The organism is Streptomyces sp. NPDC046465, from assembly GCF_040646035.1.
Taxonomy (GTDB): domain Bacteria; phylum Actinomycetota; class Actinomycetes; order Streptomycetales; family Streptomycetaceae; genus Streptomyces.
This window is the reverse complement of sequence record NZ_JBEYZK010000010.1, coordinates 199,082-218,740: the sequence shown is the minus strand read 5'-3', so window position 1 is coordinate 218,740 and position 19,659 is coordinate 199,082. Positions and strand designations below refer to the sequence as shown.

At 68.3% G+C, this 19,659-nt stretch carries 17 protein-coding genes and 1 pseudogene; 8 read left to right on the top strand and 10 right to left on the bottom strand.

The genetic code is table 11. The annotated features are described in order from the left end of the window. Nucleotides 1-198: 198 nt before the first annotated feature. Nucleotides 199-531, bottom strand: coding sequence for a DUF6412 domain-containing protein (locus tag ABZ953_RS17770; RefSeq protein WP_361724364.1), 333 nt, complete (start codon nucleotides 529-531; stop codon nucleotides 199-201). 76 nt (nucleotides 532-607) lie between these two features. Next, on the bottom strand, nucleotides 608-1,138 hold the full coding sequence (locus ABZ953_RS17765) for a helix-turn-helix domain-containing protein (protein ID WP_361724073.1): 531 nt from the start codon (nucleotides 1,136-1,138) through the stop codon (nucleotides 608-610). 109 nt (nucleotides 1,139-1,247) lie between these two features. On the opposite strand from ABZ953_RS17765, the gene ABZ953_RS17760 reads away from it, so the two are divergent. Next, nucleotides 1,248-2,663 carry an MFS transporter gene (locus ABZ953_RS17760; RefSeq protein WP_361724070.1) on the top strand — a complete coding sequence of 472 codons (1,416 nt, stop codon included), beginning with the start codon at nucleotides 1,248-1,250 and terminating at the stop codon, nucleotides 2,661-2,663. On the opposite strand, the gene ABZ953_RS17755 is transcribed toward ABZ953_RS17760, so the two are convergent. The 3 genes from ABZ953_RS17755 to ABZ953_RS17745 are packed head-to-tail and all read right to left on the bottom strand — an operon-like array spanning nucleotide 2,629 to nucleotide 5,350. Then, complete coding sequence (locus tag ABZ953_RS17755) at nucleotides 2,629-4,224, bottom strand: sodium:solute symporter family protein (protein ID WP_361724067.1); 1,596 nt, start codon at nucleotides 4,222-4,224, stop codon at nucleotides 2,629-2,631. The two genes, ABZ953_RS17760 and ABZ953_RS17755, sit on opposite strands and share 35 nt — an antisense overlap. Continuing rightward, on the bottom strand, nucleotides 4,217-4,441 hold the full coding sequence (locus ABZ953_RS17750) for a DUF3311 domain-containing protein (RefSeq protein ID WP_361724064.1): 225 nt from the start codon (nucleotides 4,439-4,441) through the stop codon (nucleotides 4,217-4,219). The genes ABZ953_RS17755 and ABZ953_RS17750 overlap by 8 nt, the downstream gene beginning before the upstream one ends. 45 nt (nucleotides 4,442-4,486) lie before the next feature. Continuing rightward, nucleotides 4,487-5,350 (bottom strand): class E sortase, encoded by an 864-nt coding sequence (locus ABZ953_RS17745; protein WP_361724061.1) that lies wholly within the window; start codon nucleotides 5,348-5,350, stop codon nucleotides 4,487-4,489. 256 nt (nucleotides 5,351-5,606) lie between these two features. Here ABZ953_RS17745 and ABZ953_RS17740 point away from each other — a divergent pair, with 256 nt between their 5' ends. Both ABZ953_RS17740 and ABZ953_RS17735 read left to right on the top strand, forming a co-directional pair. Next, nucleotides 5,607-6,629 (top strand): SEC-C domain-containing protein, encoded by a 1,023-nt coding sequence (locus tag ABZ953_RS17740; protein ID WP_361724058.1) that lies wholly within the window; start codon nucleotides 5,607-5,609, stop codon nucleotides 6,627-6,629. Nucleotides 6,630-6,837: 208 nt separating this feature from the next. Continuing rightward, nucleotides 6,838-9,980 (top strand): annotated as a pseudogene (locus ABZ953_RS17735) (DUF3427 domain-containing protein). Nucleotides 9,981-10,014: 34 nt separating this feature from the next. Here the strand turns inward: ABZ953_RS17735 and ABZ953_RS17730 are convergent. Further along, nucleotides 10,015-10,617 (bottom strand): ATP-binding protein, encoded by a 603-nt coding sequence (locus tag ABZ953_RS17730; RefSeq protein ID WP_361724055.1) that lies wholly within the window; start codon nucleotides 10,615-10,617, stop codon nucleotides 10,015-10,017. Nucleotides 10,618-10,835: 218 nt separating this feature from the next. Between ABZ953_RS17730 and ABZ953_RS17725 the strand changes: the two genes are divergently transcribed. The 5 genes from ABZ953_RS17725 to ABZ953_RS17705 all read left to right on the top strand — a co-directional run bounded on the left by ABZ953_RS17725 (nucleotide 10,836) and on the right by ABZ953_RS17705 (nucleotide 14,713). After that, the gene (locus ABZ953_RS17725) at nucleotides 10,836-11,684 is read left to right on the top strand and encodes a helix-turn-helix transcriptional regulator (protein WP_361724052.1); all 849 of its coding nucleotides are present in this window, start codon (nucleotides 10,836-10,838) and stop codon (nucleotides 11,682-11,684) included. Next, entirely contained in the window at nucleotides 11,681-11,878 is a 198-nt protein-coding gene (locus tag ABZ953_RS17720; RefSeq protein WP_361724049.1) for a DUF397 domain-containing protein, read from the top strand. Before ABZ953_RS17725 ends, ABZ953_RS17720 begins: the two co-directional genes overlap by 4 nt. 684 nt (nucleotides 11,879-12,562) lie before the next feature. Next, a complete protein-coding gene (locus ABZ953_RS17715) occupies nucleotides 12,563-13,618 on the top strand; it encodes a hypothetical protein (protein WP_361724046.1) in 1,056 nt (351 codons plus the stop codon). 155 nt (nucleotides 13,619-13,773) lie between these two features. Further along, complete coding sequence (locus ABZ953_RS17710) at nucleotides 13,774-14,286, top strand: nucleoside deaminase (protein ID WP_361724043.1); 513 nt, start codon at nucleotides 13,774-13,776, stop codon at nucleotides 14,284-14,286. 124 nt (nucleotides 14,287-14,410) lie between these two features. Next, the gene (locus ABZ953_RS17705) at nucleotides 14,411-14,713 is read left to right on the top strand and encodes a hypothetical protein (RefSeq protein WP_361724040.1); all 303 of its coding nucleotides are present in this window, start codon (nucleotides 14,411-14,413) and stop codon (nucleotides 14,711-14,713) included. Between the two features lie 42 nt (nucleotides 14,714-14,755). Here the strand turns inward: ABZ953_RS17705 and ABZ953_RS17700 are convergent, their stop codons facing one another. From ABZ953_RS17700 to ABZ953_RS17685, 4 genes are all read right to left on the bottom strand, one after another. Next, on the bottom strand, nucleotides 14,756-15,178 hold the full coding sequence (locus ABZ953_RS17700) for a hypothetical protein (RefSeq protein ID WP_361724037.1): 423 nt from the start codon (nucleotides 15,176-15,178) through the stop codon (nucleotides 14,756-14,758). A gap of 49 nt (nucleotides 15,179-15,227) precedes the next feature. After that, on the bottom strand, nucleotides 15,228-16,304 hold the full coding sequence (locus ABZ953_RS17695) for a helix-turn-helix domain-containing protein (RefSeq protein WP_361724361.1): 1,077 nt from the start codon (nucleotides 16,302-16,304) through the stop codon (nucleotides 15,228-15,230). Between the two features lie 83 nt (nucleotides 16,305-16,387). Next, nucleotides 16,388-17,848, bottom strand: a complete 1,461-nt coding sequence (locus ABZ953_RS17690) for an MFS transporter (RefSeq protein ID WP_361724034.1) — start codon at nucleotides 17,846-17,848, stop codon at nucleotides 16,388-16,390. Nucleotides 17,849-18,104: 256 nt separating this feature from the next. After that, on the bottom strand, nucleotides 18,105-19,421 hold the full coding sequence (locus ABZ953_RS17685) for a DUF445 domain-containing protein (RefSeq protein ID WP_361724358.1): 1,317 nt from the start codon (nucleotides 19,419-19,421) through the stop codon (nucleotides 18,105-18,107). Nucleotides 19,422-19,659 lie beyond the last annotated feature (238 nt).

The following is a 19,659-nucleotide window of genomic DNA, read 5'->3' as shown; positions in this document are numbered from 1 at the left end:
CCCTCCGAGGGACTCGTCGTGCCGAGGGAACCGGTTGCTGCCGGTTCGGAAGAGAGGGCGACGGGAGACGTCGCGTCGGCGTGACGAGCCGCGAAGGGGCGCGGGGTGGTGGTGATGGGTGAGGTGGTGTGGCAGTGATGTGGCGGTGATGTGGCGGTGGTCTGCCGGTACTGCCGCCTCGCTGCGCTGCCTCGCGCCCTACGCGGTCGTCGGGAGGGCGCGTCCGGGTGCTCGAGGGCGCCTGCGGCCCTTGGCGTCGGGATCGCGTTGCGGCAGGAAGGCGGTGCGCCGCTCGCGGTCGCGGATGGCCGTACGGACCCGGGTGCGGGGCACGGCGGGCGCGCAGCGCGCGGCGATCACGGAGCAGACGGCGAGCGCGGAGCCCGCGGCGGCGGTCGCGGCGAGCGCGACGGCGGCGGTGAGGCTGCCGGTGTCGACGAGGACGACCTCGACGAGGAGGAACAGGAGGAGCAAGGCGGGACGTGCGGCGGCTTTTCCGCCACGGATCGCGTTGCGCAACGTTCCGCGCATGTCGGCGACGCCGTGCGGCTCAGCCATGTCCACCCTCCCTCGTATCCCGTCGTATCCCGTATCGGTATTACTGCCGTTATACAGGATCGACTTCGACGACCTGAAGGAGCCTGCGGGGACGGGCCAGTGCGCGGCTGACCGGATCCTTCGGGTCCGGATCGAGCCCGGGACCCGGCAGCATCTCGACGTCCGCGACCGGAACGAGGATCCCGCAGGCCGGACAGTTCCCGACCACCCCGAGATCCGTACCGCACGCCGCGTGCCGGAAGACGCGGCACGCCTCGTTGTCGGTGAAGTGGCTGCGGCCCCAGGCGCCGAGCGCGCACAGGGTCGGCCAGAGCTCCAGGCCGCGCTCCGTCACGACGTACTCATGGCGGGACGGCGAGCTCGCGCAGGACCGCTTCTCCAGCACTCCGGCACCGGTGAGCGTCTGGAGGCGCTGGGCGAGGACGGCCCGTGGGATGCCGAGGTGGACGAGGAAGTCGTTGTAGCGCCGCACTCCGTAGATCGCGTCGCGAACGACGAGGAAGGTCCAGCGCTCCCCGACGATCTCGAGCGCGCGGGCGACCGAGCACTGCTGCGAGACGTAGTCCTTGCCGAGAGCCATGCGTCCACCCTAATCCTTTCTCCCGCAGAAGGTTCAGTGAATGAACCTCGGCTGCTACGGTGATCCACACCTACGAAGTTCATTCACTGAACCCAGGAGAGCCAGACGCATGCCCCGCCCCACCCCCGCGCCGCCACACAGCACTCTCCGTACCTCCCACACCCCTGGCGCCCCTCGCACCCTCCGCCCCCACCACCCCGTCGCCACCCTGGCCGTCACCAGCTCCGCCACCGCCGTGGCCCTCATGACCTACAGCGCGCCCGCCGTGATCCTGCCCGACACCGCGGCCTCCCTCGGCACCTCGCTCTCCGCCCAGGCCTGGCTGCTCAACGGCACCCCGCTCGGCCTCGCCGCGTTCCTGCTGGTCGCGGGCAGCCTCGCCGACGACCACGGCCGCCGACGGATCTTCCTCGCCGGGACGATCGGGCTCGGCCTCACCACCGCGCTCGGTGCCCTCGCCACCTCCACCTGGCTGTTCACGCTGGCCCGCGTCGCGCAGGGCGCGGCCAGTGCGGCGATCCTCGCGACCAGCCTCGGCCTGCTCGTGCAGGCCTTCCCCGCGGGGCCGGGGCGGGTCAGGGCGACCGGAATCTGGGGCGCGTGCGTGAGCGCCGGGATCGCCGTCGGTCCGCTCATCGCGGGCGGCATCGCGACGGTCGACTGGCGTTGGGCGTACGCCGTCATGGGCCTGGCCTCCCTCGTCGTGGCCGCCTTCGTCCCGCGTACGTTGACGGAGTCCCGCGCCCCGCGCGGCGGCCGCCCCGACCTGGCGGGCGCCCTCACTCTCGGCCTCGCGCTGATCGCGCTGGTGGCCGCGCTCACGCTGGGCCGCGACGGCTGGCTCCGTACGCCGGTGGGCGCACTGCTCGCCGCCGCCCTCGTGCTCACCACGGCGTTCGTCCTCGTCGAACGGCGTGCCGCGGCGCCGCTGCTCGACCTCGGCCTGCTGCGCCGCGCACCGTTCCTCGCGGCCACCGCGGGCGCGCTGTTCACCGGCTTCTCCGTGATCGCGCTGCTCAGCTATCTGCCGACGCTGCTCCAGCACACCCTTGGCCTGTCCGCGATGAACGCCGCGTGGCTGATCTTCCTCTGGTCCGGCGTCTCGTTCGCCGTGGCCCTGCAGGCCAGACGCCTGATCGGCCGGGTCTCCGCGCGCCACCAACTGGCCCTGGGCTTCGCCCTGCACGCCGTCGCCGTCCTGACCATGCTGGGCGCGGCGTCCGCGGGGTCCTGGCTCCGCGTGCTGCCCGGACTCGTCGTATCCGGCGCGGGCAGCGGCCTGCTCAACGCCGCGCTCCCGCTGCTCGCGGTCGAGTCCGTGCCGTCCGAGCGCGCCGCGATGGGCTCGGGCGCCAACAACACGGCGCGCTACATCGGTTCGGCCGCGGGGGTCGCGCTGATGATCGCGGTGTCCACGTCCTCCGGCGACCTGGAGCGCGGCACGGATGTGGCCGTGGTGGTCTCGGCGGGGCTCGCCGTTCTCGCGGCGGTCAGCGTGCTGCTCCTGAGGGAGCGGCGGAACTGAGCCCGCCCCCGTCCGGCCCGTCACCGTCCGGGCCGTCACCGTCTGGCCCGTCACCGTCCGGCCCGTCGCCCTCCGGCCCGTCCATGGGGTCGCGCGCGAGGACCTCCTCGTCCGGCCTGGGATCCGCGCGGTCGGCCGGTCCTCCGTACGTGACGGCGAGCGCCACGGCCAGGTTGAGGGCGAGCGCCACGATGCCCGCGTTGACCCCGGCGACGGGGTCACGGTCGGTGAAGACGAGCGCGCACACGACCCCGACGCCCACGACGAGCCCGCTCAGCGCGCCCGCAAGGGTCAGCTTCCGCCACACCAAGCCGAGCAGCAGGATCGGTACGAGCTGCGCCATCCCCTCATACGAGATGAGCGAGAGCCGTACGAGGGTGTTGGGCGCCCCGTACGTCATCGCGAGCGCGAGCCCTCCCGCGACGACGACCACGCCCTGCGAGGCGAGCTTCTGCCGCTGCGGGGTGCGCCAGCGGGGCAGCAGCGACAGCACGCTGCTGCCCCACATCGTCCCGATGACCAGCATGAAGACGGCCATGGGAACGATGGAGGAGAGCGCGGCCGCGACCCCGATGACGCCGACGGCCCACGCGGGCAGCGAATCCACCACCAGCTTGAAGAGCGCCAGATTGGACTCGGCGCCGACGAGCCCCGGCACGACGAAGACCGCGGCCATGCCGAGCAGCATGGGCACGAAGAGCAGCACGTTGTAGGCGGGCAGCCAGATGGCGTTGCGCCGCAGCCCGTCCGCGCTGCGCGCCCCCAGGTACCCGGCGACGGTGGTCGGAAAAATAACCACGGTCACCGCGTTGAGCAGCGACGTCGTGGCGAACCACGCCTGCCCGTACGGGCTGCCGCCGCTTCCCGGCAGCGTGAGCCAGTCGCTCTTCTCGCTCACGATCCGGTCGAGGAACGGCCCGTATCCATCGAAATAGTGCTGCGGTACGTAGAGGGCGAGGAAGGCGAGGGTCCCGACGACCAGCACGTCCTTGAGCACGGAGACCCAGGCGCTCCCGCGCAGCCCGCTCACCACCACGAAGCCGGTGGTGACCGCGAAGCCGATGAAATAGGCCCAGTTGAGGCTGATGGCACCGTAGGAAATGGTCGAGACGACGACGCCCATGCCGGTGATCTGCAGCTGGATGTAGGGCAGCAGGAAAACGGTGACGAGCAGCGCGACACCGGCGCCGAGCCAGGGCCGCCCGTACCGGTGGGCGACCATGTCCGAGATGCTGACGAGCCCGTGGCGCCGGGCGTAGGACCAGAGCATCGGCCCGACGACGTACCCCACGGCGTACCCGCAGGACATGTACGCGACGACGTAGAGCACGGGAGCCCCGTAGTTGTACCCCCAGCCCGCGGCCCCCAGATAGCTGAAGCTGGTGTAGCCCTCGCCCGCCATGAGCACCCAGATGAAGACGGCGCCGAGGCTGCGCCCGCCCACCGACCACTCGGCGATCCCGCCCTGCTTGCCGCGCCCGCGCACGGCGGCGAGGCCGAGGGCGACGGTCCCCACCATGAAGACGCCGAAGACGGCGGTGGCAATGGCGCCGTCACTCATGCCCGCCGCTCCTTCTGTTGTTGCTTCGCCGCTTCAGGTCACCTCGGTGGGCGAGCCACACGCACACGGGCGTGAGGAGGGTCGCGCAGAGCAGCCAGAAGAAGAGGAAGGGCAGCCCGAGAACGACGGGCCGCACGCGATTGGCGAGGGGCAGGGCCCCGAGATACAGCACGAAGGGGCCGAGCAGCCAGAGGAGATGGGGACGTCGAGCGATCACGAGGCCTGACCCTATCCGGGGCCGCGGCATGTCCCCTCCGCTCGGCTAACGCGGCCGCATGGCGCGCAGCTTGCCCCACACGACGAGCCGGTACTTGGAGGTGTACTCGGGGGTGCAGGTGGTGAGCGTGACGTAGTACCCGGGCTCGCGGTACCCGTACCCCCGGCGCACCTCGCTGCGCGGCACCGCGCCGATCACGCCGCCGTCGCGGGCGGAGGTCCGCGCCAGCGCCTTGTCGACGACGTACGTATAGACGGCGTGCGCGGTCTCGACCCTGATCTCGTCCCCACGCCGGAGCCGGTTGATGTGCCGGAAGGGCTCACCGTGGGTGTTGCGGTGCCCGGCGAGGGCGAAGTTCCCGGCCCGGCCGGGCTGGGCGGTGCGGGGGTAATGCCCCGCGTACCCGTGATTGAGCACGGCCCTCTTACTCACGCCCTCGGCCACGGGGACGCGGATTCCGATGCGGGGGATGCGGAGGACGGCGTACGCCTGGTCCCAGCGGGGGGTGGGGGCGGGGTCTGAGCCGGAACCGGATCCGGTGCCCGCGTCGTCCGCGTCGTCCGCGTCACCCTCGTCGCCCTCGTCGCCCGCGTGGCTACGGTCCCGGCCGCCGTCCGCGCGGTCCCCGGCGCCGACGGGAGAGGCGGGCGGCGCACCGTCACCGGCGTCGGGGCCGCCCCCGGGGCCGCCCTCCTCCCCCCACTCCTTCCACGCCTCCTCAAGGGCCGCCACCTTCCGCTCGGCGGCGGCGCGGGCCTGCCGGTTGGTCCACCACAGCTGATGGGCGACGAGCAGGAGCAGGACGAGTCCGAGGGTGACGGCGGCTTCGGCGGCACCCCACAGGGCGCGCACCGCGGGGGTTCGGCGCCGGGCGCGCCCGTGCTGGACCACGGGAACCGTTGCGCGCACGGGGCCTCCTTGGCTGAGGGCTCTTTCCTGACCGAAGGCTCTTTCGTGACCGAAGGCTCTTTCGCGACCGAAGGCTCTTTCCTGACCGAAGGCCGTGTCCTGGTTGATCCTGGTCGCTCCCGACGCCTCACCGCCCCTGGGAGGGGCGCGGCCGCCCGGAGGATAGGCGCTGCTCCCGCAACAATCCATGGCCGCCCCAGGCGGCAGCCGAACCACCCCTCCTGCTAGGGCCCCCCTCGGCAGTACCGTGTCCCGTATGCGCCCCGACAAGCCTGCTGCTGCCGACCACGTCGACGTCGACCACATCGCCGAAGCCGCGCGCCTGGAACGCACGGCCGGCCTGTACCCGGAGGACACCGAGCCGCTCCTCCTCCAAGCCGCGGCCCACCTCGAACTCGCCGGTGCCCGCGACCGCGCGACGACGCTCTACGACCGCCTGCTCTCCGCGGAGACGCCCCCGGGCTCCCCTCTCCTCATCCGCGCCCTGAAGGCCTCGAACCTCTGGGAGTACGGACACGAGGCGGAGGCGAGGGCGATCATCGACGGCGTCCGCGTGGCGGCGCCCCGCGACCCGGCTCCGTGGGTGATCGTGGCGGAGTCCCTGGAATCGCACGACGAGCTGGAGCAGGCGCACGAGACGTTCACGGAGGCGGCGACGCTGCTTCTGCCGCCGACGTCGGAGCCCCCGTACGCGACGCATCCGCTGCTCTTCGGCCGCCACCGCGTACGCCGCCTCCTGGGCGCGGACCACGACGAATGGGACGCCCTGGCGGACCGGGTCTCCACGGCACCGGTCTCCCTGGACGAACTGCACGACCCGAAGCGCGTCTGGTCCCTCGGCTCGGAGAACCCGGCGGAGCTGCGCGCGGAAATCGCCCGCATCCAGGCGGAGTTGGGCTCCTACCGCGAGGCGCTGTCCCGCCCCTTCCCGGTGGCGATCCTCCACTGGCCCGCGACGGAACTGACGGAACTCCTCACGGCGTACCCGTCCCTCGCCTCGGAATACCCGTCCTACGAGGCGCACCTGTCGACCATAGAGTCCTCCCTCCGCGAACTCGCCGCCTCCGGCACCCCGAACCTCGGCATCGTCACGGGAACGGTCCCCTCCTACGAGGCCTTCGCCGCCTCCGAGGGCACGTCCCCGGCCGACCCGACCCTCCTCCCCCAGTACGCGACGACACTGGCGGCACGGGGCCGGGCGGCGTCTTGGCCTCCGGAGGCGGGGGCGGTGTGTTGGTGTGGGTCGGGCCGGGTTTACGGGCAGTGCCACGGGGAGTGACAGCAGCCCATGGTGTCCCTGTCCCCTCGGTGGCCTCTACCGAGATCGTGCACCTGACCTAGCCCCCGAGGCTTACTCCCGCCCCCTTCAGGCCGATTGTCACTGCGTTTTCGGTCGCGAGCCCCCTCTGCGAATCGCCTCTGCACTACGGTCAGAATCGGCGGTTGACCTGGCATGAATGCCACCGCAGTTACGGGGGATTTGAGGCATGACTGACATGGGTGGCGACAGACAACCAGCCTCTGGGCTGTACGAGCAGCTCATCACTCTCAAGCTCGAGGGCCGCTTGAAGGAACTCGACTTGGACGGTCGGCACGCCATCGATGGCGTCATCGGCTCCGAGTCGGTTCCACACGTCCTAGCCCGACACGTAGCTGAGACCGTACGCCGCACGCTTCAGGATCTCCCCGAGGCTGAACGGGTGCATGCTGCCAACCACATCCTGGAGTCGGTTGACACTCTGGCTGGCGCCCGCGAGTGGGTCGACCTCGTGGCCGAAGGCCCACGTCATCTTCTCGCCATCGCTGAGCCAGAAGCCAAGGGCGTTTACGCCATCCGCCCCGCAACCCCGCTGTCCGAGACCGCGCTGATCACCAACTCCCCCGAAGACCCAAGCCTGGGCTTCGAGTTGCGTGCCGAGATTGCAACAGCGGACCGCGTCGATCTCCTGTGCGCCTTTGTGAAATGGCACGGCATCCGCGTCCTTGAGCAGTCCCTCCGCGCCGCCCGCGACCGCGGAGTTCCCATCCGTGTCATCACCACCACATACATCGGCGCTACGGAGCGGCTGGCGCTCGACCGCCTGGTCAGCGAGTTCAACGCCGAAGTCAAAATCAACTACGAGCTGCGATCCACTCGACTGCACGCCAAAGCATGGCTCTTCCGCCGTAACAGTGGATACGACACGGCCTACGTAGGCAGCTCTAACCTCTCCAAGGCTGCACTTCTTGACGGTCTCGAATGGAATGTCCGCATGTCGTCAGTGGCTACGCCTGCTGTTCTGCGGAAGTTCGAGGCCACATTCGACTCCTACTGGAGCGACCTACATTCGAGCTGTATCACCCCGAGGATGATGCAGATCGGTTGGACGGGGCGCTAGCTCAAGCCAGTGGGCGCACTCATGGAACTGGAAGGAACACCATCACTCTCTCCGGCCTTGAAGTAACCGCTTATCCGCACCAGAAGGACATGCTGGAGCGCCTGGAAGTTGAGCGCTCGGTACGAGGTCGCCACCGCAACCTCCTAGTTGCCGCTACCGGAACCGGTAAGACCGTGATGGCTGCTCTCGACTATAAGCAGCTACGTCGTCATGCAGGGCGCGATCTACGCCTTCTCTTCGTGGCCCATCGCAAGGAAATCTTGGACCAGTCGCTGCGAACGTATCAAGACGTTCTGAACGATGCGAACTTTGGCGAGCTCTTCTATAGCGGCGAGATCCCACGAGACTGGACACACGTGTTTGCGAGTGTGCAGTCCCTCACCTCCCGAACGCTGGACAAGCTTTCACCTGACCACTTCGATGTCATCGTGATCGACGAGTTCCACCACGGAACATCCCCCACCTACCGGAAGATCATTGATCACTTCGCACCTGGCGAGCTGCTCGGACTGACGGCTACGCCCGAGCGCATGGATGGAAAGAACATCCAGGATGAGTTCTTCGAGGGGCACATCGCGGCTGAGATGCGACTCTGGGAGGCTCTGGAGAATGATCTGCTCAGCCCGTTTCACTACTTCGGAATCAGCGATAACACTGACTTGAGCTCAGTGGAGTGGACGCGCGGCTCTTACGACTCAACTTCCCTCAGTAATGTCTTTACTGGCAATGACATGCGCGCCCGCCTCGTGGTGAAAGCGGTAAAGGAGAAGATAGGCTCCCCGAGCTCCATGCGCGCCCTCGGTTTCTGCGTCTCCGTCCCACACGCGCGCTTCATGGCTCGATACTTCCAAACGGCAGGTATTAATGCAGTCGCACTCTCGGGCGAAAGCCGTCGCGACGAGCGCGAACAAGCTCTTACCGACCTAAAAGTCGGCAAGATTCAGGTGATCTTCTCCGTCGACCTCTTTAACGAGGGCCTCGATATCCCTGATGTCGACACCTTGCTCTTGCTCCGCCCCACCGCGAGCGCCACTGTATTTCTACAGCAGTTGGGGCGCGGGCTACGCCGGACCGAGAACAAGGCCGTCCTTACTGTGCTCGACTTCATTGGACAGCACCGTAAGGAGTTCCGCTTCGAGAACCAGTTTCGCGCCCTGACGAATCTCACAAGAAAGCGTCTGCTCGACAACCTGAGCAACGACTTCCCGATGCTTCCGTCAGGCTGCCAAATCATCCTGGAAGCGAAGGCCAAGCAGGCCATCATCAAGAACATCAAGGAACAGCTCAACGTCAACGCGGCTGCGCTAGCCCGTGAAGTTGCCGTCTACTCCGAGCCGCGCCTCTCTCCCTATCTAGAGGAGAGCGGCCGTGAGCTCAAGGAGCTCTACCGCGGAGGTAACGGCAACTCGTGGACCAGCTTGCTGCGCCGCGCCAAGCTACTCCCCCAAACCGCTCCCGAAGGCGAGTCAGCGCTACTGAAGCGCATCCCGTCCTTTCTCCACGTGGACGACCTTGAGCGCATCGAGGTGTACCAGCGGCTACTGGCTGATGACGCCCCCTCATACGACTCCCTGACTCCGACAGAGCAGGGCTACGCACGCATGCTGTTCTTCAACTTCTGGGACCAGGCGGGTGGTTACGCCTCGTACCAGGAGGGGCTGACCGCATTGCGCGAGCACAAGGCGGTCCGAGAAGAGCTCCACCAGGTCCTCGATCACTGCCTTGCTACTGCGGAGCACTTCCCCCTCTCGCTGGAGGGCCCACACAGCGGCCTCCCCCTGAAGATCCACAGCTCCTACAACCGGTCCGAGATCCTCGCGGCGCTCGGAGTGGCCCGTTTCGAGGGCCAGATGCCTCGGTCCTTCGCGCAGGGAGTGGTTGAGGCTAAGGAGATCAACTCTGATGCTCTCCTCATCACGCTAGAGAAGGACGAGAAGGACTTCTCGCCTACGGTCCGGTACAAGGACTACGCGATGAGTCCGACCAGGTTCCACTGGGAGTCCCAGGGCAAAACCGACGAAGATTCGACGACAGGGCGCAGGTATCGGGAGCACATCCAACGCGGTAGCCACATCTTGCTCTTCGTGCGCCGATACAAGAACACGGACATCGGTGGGGCCGAGCCGTGGATGCTGCTCGGGCCCGCCCGATACGTATCCCATGAAGGAAGCAAGCCCATGGCGATCACGTGGGAACTCGACCATGAAATGCCGGCCGACGTGTGGACGTACTCGGCAATCGCCTCGTCCTAACGCCACAGAGCGAGGCCTTGATTGGCCCGTTGACTCACCCCTCGGCCTCGAAGTGCATCTGGGCTCGGTCCAACGCCTCATCAGGGTCACAGCCATGCGCTCGGAGCCAGTGCAGGAGGTCGGCGATCAGATCGATCGCCGCCTCCTCCGCGACCGCGACACTGGCCCGCCCCGGTTGGCGGTGGCCTCGACGCACATCCGAGAGCGACAAGTGCTCCGCCGCTCGGCCTACCGCCGGTCCCCAACTGAGCCCCTCGAGGACGTCCTGCTCGCACGCCAACTCGCACCAGACGGTCTTCGAGTCGCCGCCAAGAATGACGCCCCAGCGCTGCTGTGACATCGCATCGACGACGGCCATCCCTCGCCCCGCCTCCCCATCAGGGGTGGCATCAAGGAGCGTTGGGAGCGCCCGAGCATCGGAGTCACGTACTTCGATCCGGATGCAGGCGTCCCGCACGATCACCGTGAGGGACGTAGGGGTGCCTACCCCGACATGGCGGATGACGTTCGCCACCAACTCCGTCAGGCACACCTGAGCCACGTCCGTCAGCTCCGGTAGCCCCCACAGAGTGAGGTGAAGCTGCATCGCTCTTCGCAGCTGCGCCACTTCGCGCGGATCGGCCAGGAAGTGCTGCACCCAGGGGGCCCGCCGGGAGCCTGCACGTACAAAGATCATCGCCGTCCCACTTCCCGCAACGCACACAGCGCTGTGTGATCGAGGATCACTCTCAGTAAGAGAGTCTCAGTGCACATCCCCTCATGCAACGTGCACGAAGGGATTCCCCCTAAGGAGTGATTGGCCTGCCGCGCTACTTCCGATGGGATGGGACTTCCGCTACACCACCGGGAGTTGACATGGCTGGGTCTCCAACTGCACGCCGCCGCCGATTGGCTATCGAGCTCAAGAAGCTCCGCGAGGAGCACGGCTTCACGTGCAGCCACGTGGGGAGCGAACTGGACTGGAGCAGCTCCAAGGTCAACCGCATGGAAACGGGGCAAGGGCGCGTCCAGCCCTCCGATGTGGACGCGTTGTGTCGCTTCTACGGGGCGCCCGACGAGCTGTGCAAGCTCCTCAAGTCCCTGGCCAAGGAGTCGAAGACCAAGGGCTGGTGGCACGCCCACGGGGATGCGGTGCCTTCATGGTTTTCCGTGTACGTCGGCCTGGAGCAAGCGGCATCCGGCCTGCGCAGTTACCACAGCGAGTTCATTCCCGGGCTGCTACAAACACCCGACTACGCCTCGGAGCAGAGCCGCGCCTGGGCCGACCACTCCGCGGACGAGATCCAGCGCATGGTCGAGGTCCGCATGCGACGGCAGAACCTCCTGACGGGCGACAGCGCACCCGACCTCTGGACCGTCGTGCACCAGAGCACCCTGATGCACGTGGTGGGCCATCGAGGAGTCATGGCCCGTCAGCTCGAACGTATGCTGGAATTGGCGGAGTTGAGGTCCGTAACGATCCAGGTTCTGCCGTTCGATGCGGGCGCTTACCCCACCACGGGGTCGTTCACGATCCTTGGCTTCCCCGAGCAAGAGGATCCGGACGTGGTGTACCGCGAGGGGCTGACAGACTCCGTCTACCTTGAGGACCCCAAAGACGTGGACCTCTACGGGAAGGCGTTCGACCACCTCCGGGCGCTTGCTTTGAGCCCGCAACGTTCTGAATTGCTGATCAAGAGAGTTTTGGAGGAGCACTCCCGATGATGGTGGACCCAAGTGTGCAGTGGCGCAGGAGTAGTTACAGCAACGGCATGGGCGGGGAGTGCGTCGAGGTCGGCGTGAGTAGCACCGCCGTTGCCGTGCGGGACTCCAAGGACCCGCTTGGATCTCACATCGCTACGAGCACCCGTGCTTGGCAGATATTCGTGGCAGCAATGCGGGCCACAGCCATCGACTAGTTAACGGGCTGGTTGGGGTCGCGGATGATCGCCCCTGCTCGGTCAAGAAACACAGAGTGGGCCCCGGCCATCTCTCGGTTTGCTCTTTCCCACTGGGCCCACTCTGGGCTCTGCCCCCTGGGAGAGGCGCCCCCGGATCCCTGCGCCCGCCGGAGAGCTTGAGTAGCCTCGATCGTATGGGACGCAAGAGCATGCGCTAGGCGGACGGCCTCTTCCGGGCCCCATAGCGCAATCTGTCTCGTGCACGACTGCAAGGCAAGGTTACGCTCCACCAGTTCATCGCGTACCTCATTGGTTAGCCGCCCACCGGCACGTATTGCTGGCGCCGCTCGCGCCAATGTGTCCTCGACCGCAGATTGAGCATCAAGTAGCCGCCCATAGGCCTGCTGTCGTTGTCCTCGTACCCATTGAAGGTGTTCGGCGACGGCCTGACCTTCGACTTGCAGCCGTGCGGCCTCAACTGCCTTACTGCCGCCGATTTTTGCGCCCCTTACGGCCAGGGCCCCGCCGGCGATGGCCCCAGCAACGGCCCCCACCAGGCCGACGGCGCCCGCTAGTACTGCAGCTACTCCCTGATCCATGCCTCCATCGTCTCCCAGCCAAAGATGACGACCAAGGTCCAGGACTGTACGTCCTGTTGGCCTGGCAGTACCCACGCCGGGTGAGCGGACTAGCCTCTAGGTCATGACGACGTCCGCCCCTGTGATCGAGCCCGGGGAGATCCGTACACGTGCGGAGATCCGTGAAGTACTAGGTGGTAGCCCTCAAGGCGGGATATGTCCATCAGAGGCCAAGAGAACCGTCGTCCTCTTCTCAGACATCAAGTCCGGTGAGTCATACGGATACCGCGACGGATGGCTCGCAGAGGAAGACGACCTCGGCCCCATCTTCACGTACACCGGCGCGGGTGCTCGAGGTGACCAGACCTTCGGAGGGCTCTACGGCAAGGGCAACTCTGCGGTGCTGGATCACGCTGCGCGCGGGCGCACCCTCCACCTGTTCATCGCTGAGGGGAGAGTCCCGGGCTCCGGCACTCGGACGCATCGCTACGTAGGCGCATTCAGAGTCGATGAGAGCGAGCCCTATCAGTTGCGTCAGGCCCCAGATGAGCAGCAGACAGACCGTAGCGTCATCGTCTTCCGCTTGCGCCCAACCGGCCCGGTTTTTCGCTCCGAAGCCCACATGCTCCCCAAGGCGAGAGCCACGAGACCCATCTTCTTTCGTGCCAGAGAAGCGACTCGGCTAGCAAGGGCACAGCGTAGGCAGCGAAGCCAGCAGCGCAACCCCACGCCGGAGGACGCCGCCGCGCTAAGGCGCGACGAGTTGAGCGAGAGTTACGAGGACCACCTGGCTGCAGTTGGCCACTCGGTCGGCCACTTGCAGGTCGAAGTAAAAGATAAGACATCTACCCTCATAAGCGACCTCTACGATGAAAGCGACAACACGCTCTACGGAACGGCGGAGAGCACATCGCGCGAGGCTATGAGAAGCGTTCTGGCGCAACTCTTGGATCTCAGCAGGTACATCCGCACGATGGAGCACGACCAGCCGCTTCGGCTCATGGTCCTCTCCCCCGAGCTACCCGACGGCGACATTCAAGCGCTCCTCGAGGAACACGATGTCGGAGTCATTTATCGCGACGAGGCCGGGGGGTTCTCGGAACTCCAGAGCGCCGGACCCGCCTCCGGTCGCACCGGGGCACCCTTTCCGTGCGCTGAATGCCCGGCCGCGCGTGCTTAGTGCATTCCGCGGTGAGGACTCCCTACTGAGCCCCTAGCCCGTCCCGCCGACGATCTCGCACCCGGGTGTGGCGACAGCTTCGAGCGGTTACGAGGTGAGCTGTACGGGCCGTATTGCGACGCGGCCCCGTCGGTCCACAGCTGAGGGAGACCCCGTTGCCGTACGCCCCCGAAGAAGACCAAGACCATAAATTCCTCTACCAGGCCATCGCCCTCTCCCGCCAAGCCCTCGCCCCCGGTACCAAGAAGCCCTTCGGGGCCGTCGTCGTCATGGGTGGGGACGTGGTCGGGGCCGGGAGCAATTCCGTGGTCGAGTCGTGTGACCCGACCGCCCACGCCGAAGTCATGGCTCTGCGGGACGCGGGACGGCGGCTCGGGACGTATCTCTTCGAGGGCGGCACGCTTTATTCGAGCTGCGAGCCCTGTCCCATGTGTCTCACCGCCTGTTACTGGGCCGGGATCTCTCGGCTCGTGTACGCCGCGACCAGTCAGGACGCCGCCGCCCAAGGGCACGAAGACCTGCAGTTCTATCGGGAGCTGGCCCTGCCGAACGGGGAGCGGCGGCTGCTGGACGAGGTGGCCGTCGGAGGGGAGGCGCGGGGCGCCGCCGTCGGCGTGCTGGAAGAGTGGGCCGACGCCCAGCCCGGCCCCGTGGAGCCGAAGTTGTGAGCCCGGCGGGCGGTCCGTGATCGCCGCGCGTTAGCCTCGGGTCAAAGGACATGACTTGGGCGTATTGACGTCTCGGCGCACCCAGTAGGGCGTCTTGAGACGTCTTACCGAGAGGCGGAGTGACATGGCGAGGATTCCGGCGGCGGCAGTGGCTGCGAGTGGGCTCATCGGTGGGTACACCACCGCCCGCCTCACCAAGAAGCGTCCCCTCGGCGGCGTCGTGCTCGCGGCCGCCGGGGCCGTCGCCGCGCGGCAGTGGCGGGAGGCCGCCGGGGCGAAGACCGCCGCCGCGCTCACCACCGCGTACGTCGCCGGGTTCGCCGGATCGCATCCGCTGGCCAAGAAGGTCGGGGCCTGGCCTGCCGTCCTCGGGGTGGCCGGTGGGGTGGCGGCGGCCTCCTGGGCCTTGGCGGATCGTCGCGCCTGACGGGCGGATGGGGCAACGAGGGGCTGGGAGCCGGTGAGGCGTTCAGGCCCTCGTCGACCTGAAGTGCCTCGCCACCGCCGCCGCAACCAGCACCCCCACCGCCCCCACCAGCGTGAAGAACGCCCACGCCACCGGCCACGCGGCCGCGTCCAGCGTGGGATGCGTGGAGAGGGATACGTAGAGGAGTGCTGACGGCGGGGCCGCTACCACCAGGAGCGTCCAGGCCAGGCGGTCCCTGAGGCCGAAGTAGGACGCCAGGGCCAGCAGGGACAGCGTGAGGAGCACCGCCCCCGCCGCCGTCACCGGTGACGTCTCGTTGATCGACCCTGCTGTCTCCGCGCGGTTGCGGAGGTCCCAGGGGAGGCACACCACGTAGGCCGTTCCCGCCAGGGCTGCGCCCAGGATGCGGGTCGCGTACCTCGGGAGCGGCCTCGTCTGTCGGAGAGGGATCAGCATCGCGTTCATGGGTACGACGATGCCGGGCGGGCCTGAGCGCGCGACAGAGTACGCGTACTCATACCGCCCGTGAGTTCGAAGAATTCGAAGAATTCGATGAGTTCGATGAGTTCGATGCGTGCGATGCGTTCGATGCGTTCGATGCGTGCGAAGAACCCGTACTGGCCGACGTCGGACCCGGCGCCTCAGCCGCCGCCTCTGCCGCCGCCTCACCGCACGCCCCCCTGAACGTCGCCCTGTACGTCCCCGGCGACACCCCCACCCCCGCCACGAAGTGCTGCCTCAGCGACGCCGCCGAGCCGAAGCCCGCGTCCGTCGCGACGTGGTCGACGGTGTGGTCCGTCGATTCCAGCAGCTCTCGCGCCCGGTCCACCCTGCGCTGCGTCAGCCACCGCATCGGCGTCAGGGCCGTCTCCTCGCGGAAGCGGCGGCTGAACGTGCGGACGCTCATCGACGCCCGGTCGGCCATCTCCCGCAGGGTCAGCGGCTCGTGCAGGTGGGCCAGGGCCCATGTCCTCGCGCCGCCCGTCGACGTCGACTGCGCAGGCGTCACCGGGCGTTGGATGTACTGGGCCTGGCCGCCCTCCCGGTGCGGCGGCACCACCGTGCGGCGTGCCACGTCCGCCGCCACCGCCGCGCCGTGGTCCCGGCGGATCAGGTGCAGGCACAGGTCCACTCCCGCCGCCTCCCCCGCCGAGGTCAGGACGCGGCCCTCGTCGACGTACAGGACGTCGGGGTCCACCGTCACCGAGGGGAACGTGCGGGCGAACAGGTCCGTCGACAGCCAGTGCGTCGTCGCCGTGCGGCCGTCCAGGAGGCCCGCCGCCGCCAGCACGAACGCCCCCGTGCAGATCGAGGCGATACGGGTGGCGGCAGGCACCGAGGCGAGCGCCCCGGCCAGCGGCTCGGGCAGGGCGTCCGGGGCCAGCGACTCGTCCTCCTCGTGCGAGGCCGGGATCATCACCGTGTCCGCCCACGTCAGCGCCTCGGGGCCGTGCGGGGCGCCGATCGGGAAGTCCGCGTCCGTACGGACCTGGCCAGGGCCGTTCACCGCGCACGTCCGCACCTCGTACAGGCGCTCCCCCGACGGGTCGCGCGCGCCGCCGAACAGCTGGTGCACCAGGCCCAGTTCCATCGGCAGCACGCCATCCCGTACGAGCACCGCCACCCCATGCCTTCGATTCACCGTTCGTGTCCGCACTCCCCCATTGCACACCCTCACTCAGGGGAAGCCGCCGCCGACGACAACGGCGTCGCGATGTCCTCCAGCGAGCGCTGCTCCGCCTTGACCGCGAACACCGCCGCCACCAGGCCCGCCGCGCACATCAGACCCGCGCCGATCCGGAAGGCGAGCACCGTGTCGCCGACCACGCCCGACTCGGTCAGCTTGGCGAACATGAGCGGGCCGCTGATGCCGCCCGCCGCCGTGCCGATCGCGTAGAAGAAGGCGATCGCCATGGCGCGGGTCTCCATCGGGAAGATCTCGGAGACCGTCAGATACGCGCTGCTCGCGCCCGCCGACGCGAAGAACAGGACCACGCACCAGCACGCCGTCAGCGTCGCCGCGCTCAGCGAGCCCCGGCCGAAGAGCCAGGCCGTGCCGAAGAGCAGGAGGCCGGAGAGGAGGTACGTCGAGGAGATCATGATGCGGCGGCCCACCGTGTCGAAGAGCTTGCCGAGGAAGAGCGGGCCGAGGAAGTTGCCCGCGGCGATGACGGCGAAGTAGTAGCCCGTACTGCCCGACGGGACGTCGAAGAACTTGGTGAGGATCGCGCCGAAGCCGAACGTGATCGCGTTGTAGAGGAACGCCTGGCCGATGAAGAGGGACAGGCCGAGGACCGCGCGCCTGGGATAGTCGCGGAAGACCGTCCTGGCGATGAGGCCGAAGCCGATGCTCTTGCGCTGGTGGATGGTGATCTCGCGGTCGGGGCGCGGCAGGCGTTCGCCCTTCTCCTTCTCGATCTCCCGCTCCACCGACGTGACGAGGGCGTCCGCCTCCTCGCCGCGGCCGTGGATGAACTGCCAGCGCGGGCTCTCCGGGACGTGACGGCGTACGAGGAGGATCACCAGGCCGAGTACGACGCCGAGGGCGAAGGTGAGCCGCCAGCCGATGTCCTTGGGGAAGATGCCGGTGTTGAGCATGAGGACCGAGAGCAGCGAGCCGCCGATCGCGCCCAGCCAGTAGCTGCCGTTGATGATCAGGTCGACGCGGCCGCGGTACTTGGACGGGATCAGCTCGTCGATCGCCGAGTTGATGGCCGCGTACTCCCCGCCGATGCCGAAGCCGGTCAGGAAGCGGAAGAGGAAGAACCACCAGGCGTCGAAGGAGAGCGCCGTCAGGGCGGTGGCCGACAGATACACCACGAGGGTGACCATGAACAGCTTTTTCCGGCCGAACTTGTCGGTGAGCCAGCCGAAGAAGAGCGCCCCGGCGCAGGCCCCCGCCACGTAGAGGGCGGCCGCGATGCCGGTGACCTGGGCCGAGGAGATGGCCAGGCCGCTGCCTTCCTCGGAGAGGCGGCTCGCGATGTTGCCGACGGTGGTGACTTCCAGGCCGTCCAGGATCCAGACGGTGCCCAGGCCGATGACGATCATCCAGTGCCAGCGGGACCAGGGCAGCCGGTCGAGGCGGGCGGGCACGGCGGTGGTGACGGTCGACGTGTCGTGGGCTGCGGTCATGACACCTCCCGGGAGCCCCGTGGCTCTTCCCGGGGGCTCCTCCAGAGTGCCCGGCAAACGCGGTCCCACGCGCGGCGAGGAGGCCATTGAGCCGTCGTACGGGCGGCGGGCAGGACCACGCAAACGTCGTACGCGCGGCGGGTAGGACCACGCAGACGTCGTACGCGCGGCGCGCCGCCCCCAGCCGGTACGCCCCTGCCCCGCACCCCGCCCCAGCCGGTACGCCCGCACCCCGCACCCCGCCCCACGCCCCGCCCTACGCCCCGAGCAGCCGCGACACCGTATAGATCGCAAGCCCCGCCAGCGAACCCACCACCGTGCCGTTGATCCGAATGAATTGCAGGTCACGGCCGATGTGCGCCTCGATCTTCTTCGAGGTGTGCTCCGCGTCCCAGCCCGCGACCGTGTCCGTGATGAGCGAGGTGATCTCGTCGCGGTACGTCGTCACCACGTACACCGCCGCGCCCTCCACCCAGCCGTCGACCTTCCGCTGCAGGCGGCCGTCCGTCGCCATCCGCGAGCCGAGCGAAAGGAGCGAGGCACGGACGCGCAGGCGCAGCTCGCTGCGCTCGTCCTCGGCGGCGGCCACGATCATGGCGCGGACGGCCGACCAGGCGGAGGCGATGAGGTCCTGGACCTCGTCGCGCCCGAGGACCTCCCGCTTCAGCCGCTCCACGCGTTCGCGGGTGTCCGTGTCGGACTGCAGGTCGGCGGCGAAGTCGGCGAGGAAGCGGTCGACGGCGCCGCGCGCGGGGTGACCCGGCATGTCCCGCATCTCGGTGAGGAAGCGGAGCAGTTCCTTGTAGACCCGCTCGCCGACCCGCTTGTCGACGAAGCGCGGGGTCCAGCCGGGGGCGCCGCCCTGCACCGCGTCCATCACGGAGTCGGCGTGCTCGACGAGCCAGTCGTGGGCGCGAACGCAGACCAGGTCGACGACCCGCTTGTGGCCGCCGTCCGCGACGACCTTCTCCAGCATCTTGCCCATGCCGGGGGCGATCTCCTGGGCGTCGGCGCGGCGCGTGATGGCCTCGCCGACGACGGCCTGCACATCGGAGTCGCGCAGGACCGTGAGGGCGCCGCGCAGCGCCGTGGCGAGCTCGGCGGTCACCCGGTCGGCGTGCGCGGGCTCGGCGAGCCAGGTGCCGAGGCGCTTGCCGATGCCGACGGCGTGCAGGCGGCCCCGTACGACGTCGGCGGAGAGGAAGTTCTCCCCCACGAAGTCGCCCAGTGAGGCGCCCAGCTGGTCCTTCTTGTTCGGGATGATCGCGGTGTGCGGGATGGGCAGGCCCAGGGGGTGGCGGAAGAGCGCCGTGACCGCGAACCAGTCGGCGAGCGCGCCGACCATGCCTGCCTCGGCGGCAGCCGCGACGTAACCGGCCCAGGGGCCCGCGCCGGAGTGCTGCGCCCACTTCGCCAGTACGTAGACGACGGCGACGAGGACGAGCAGTCCCGTCGCCGTGATCTTCATCCGGCGGACGCCGCGCCGCTTCTCCTCGTCGGCGGGGCTGTAGGTGAAGCCGCCCGCTCCGGGAGATGGGCCGTTCGAGGAGCTGCTTCCCCCCTGGGCTCCCATGGCCCCCTTGGCCCCCATGACCTCCTTGGCCCCCTCGACCCCCTTGGCCGATTCAGGCGCTTCCTCCGCGTTTGTGCGTTCCACTCACTCCACCTGGCCCGTTCGCTTCGTCCTTGTCCGCATGCTTTCCTCGCCGTGCCACGTCTCGTGTCCCGATTGTCCCCGTGCCGTGTGGCGTACGCCCCTTCCTGACCGACTCCTGGAACGGACGACAAGTTCCCGGCGTCTCACAGGACGG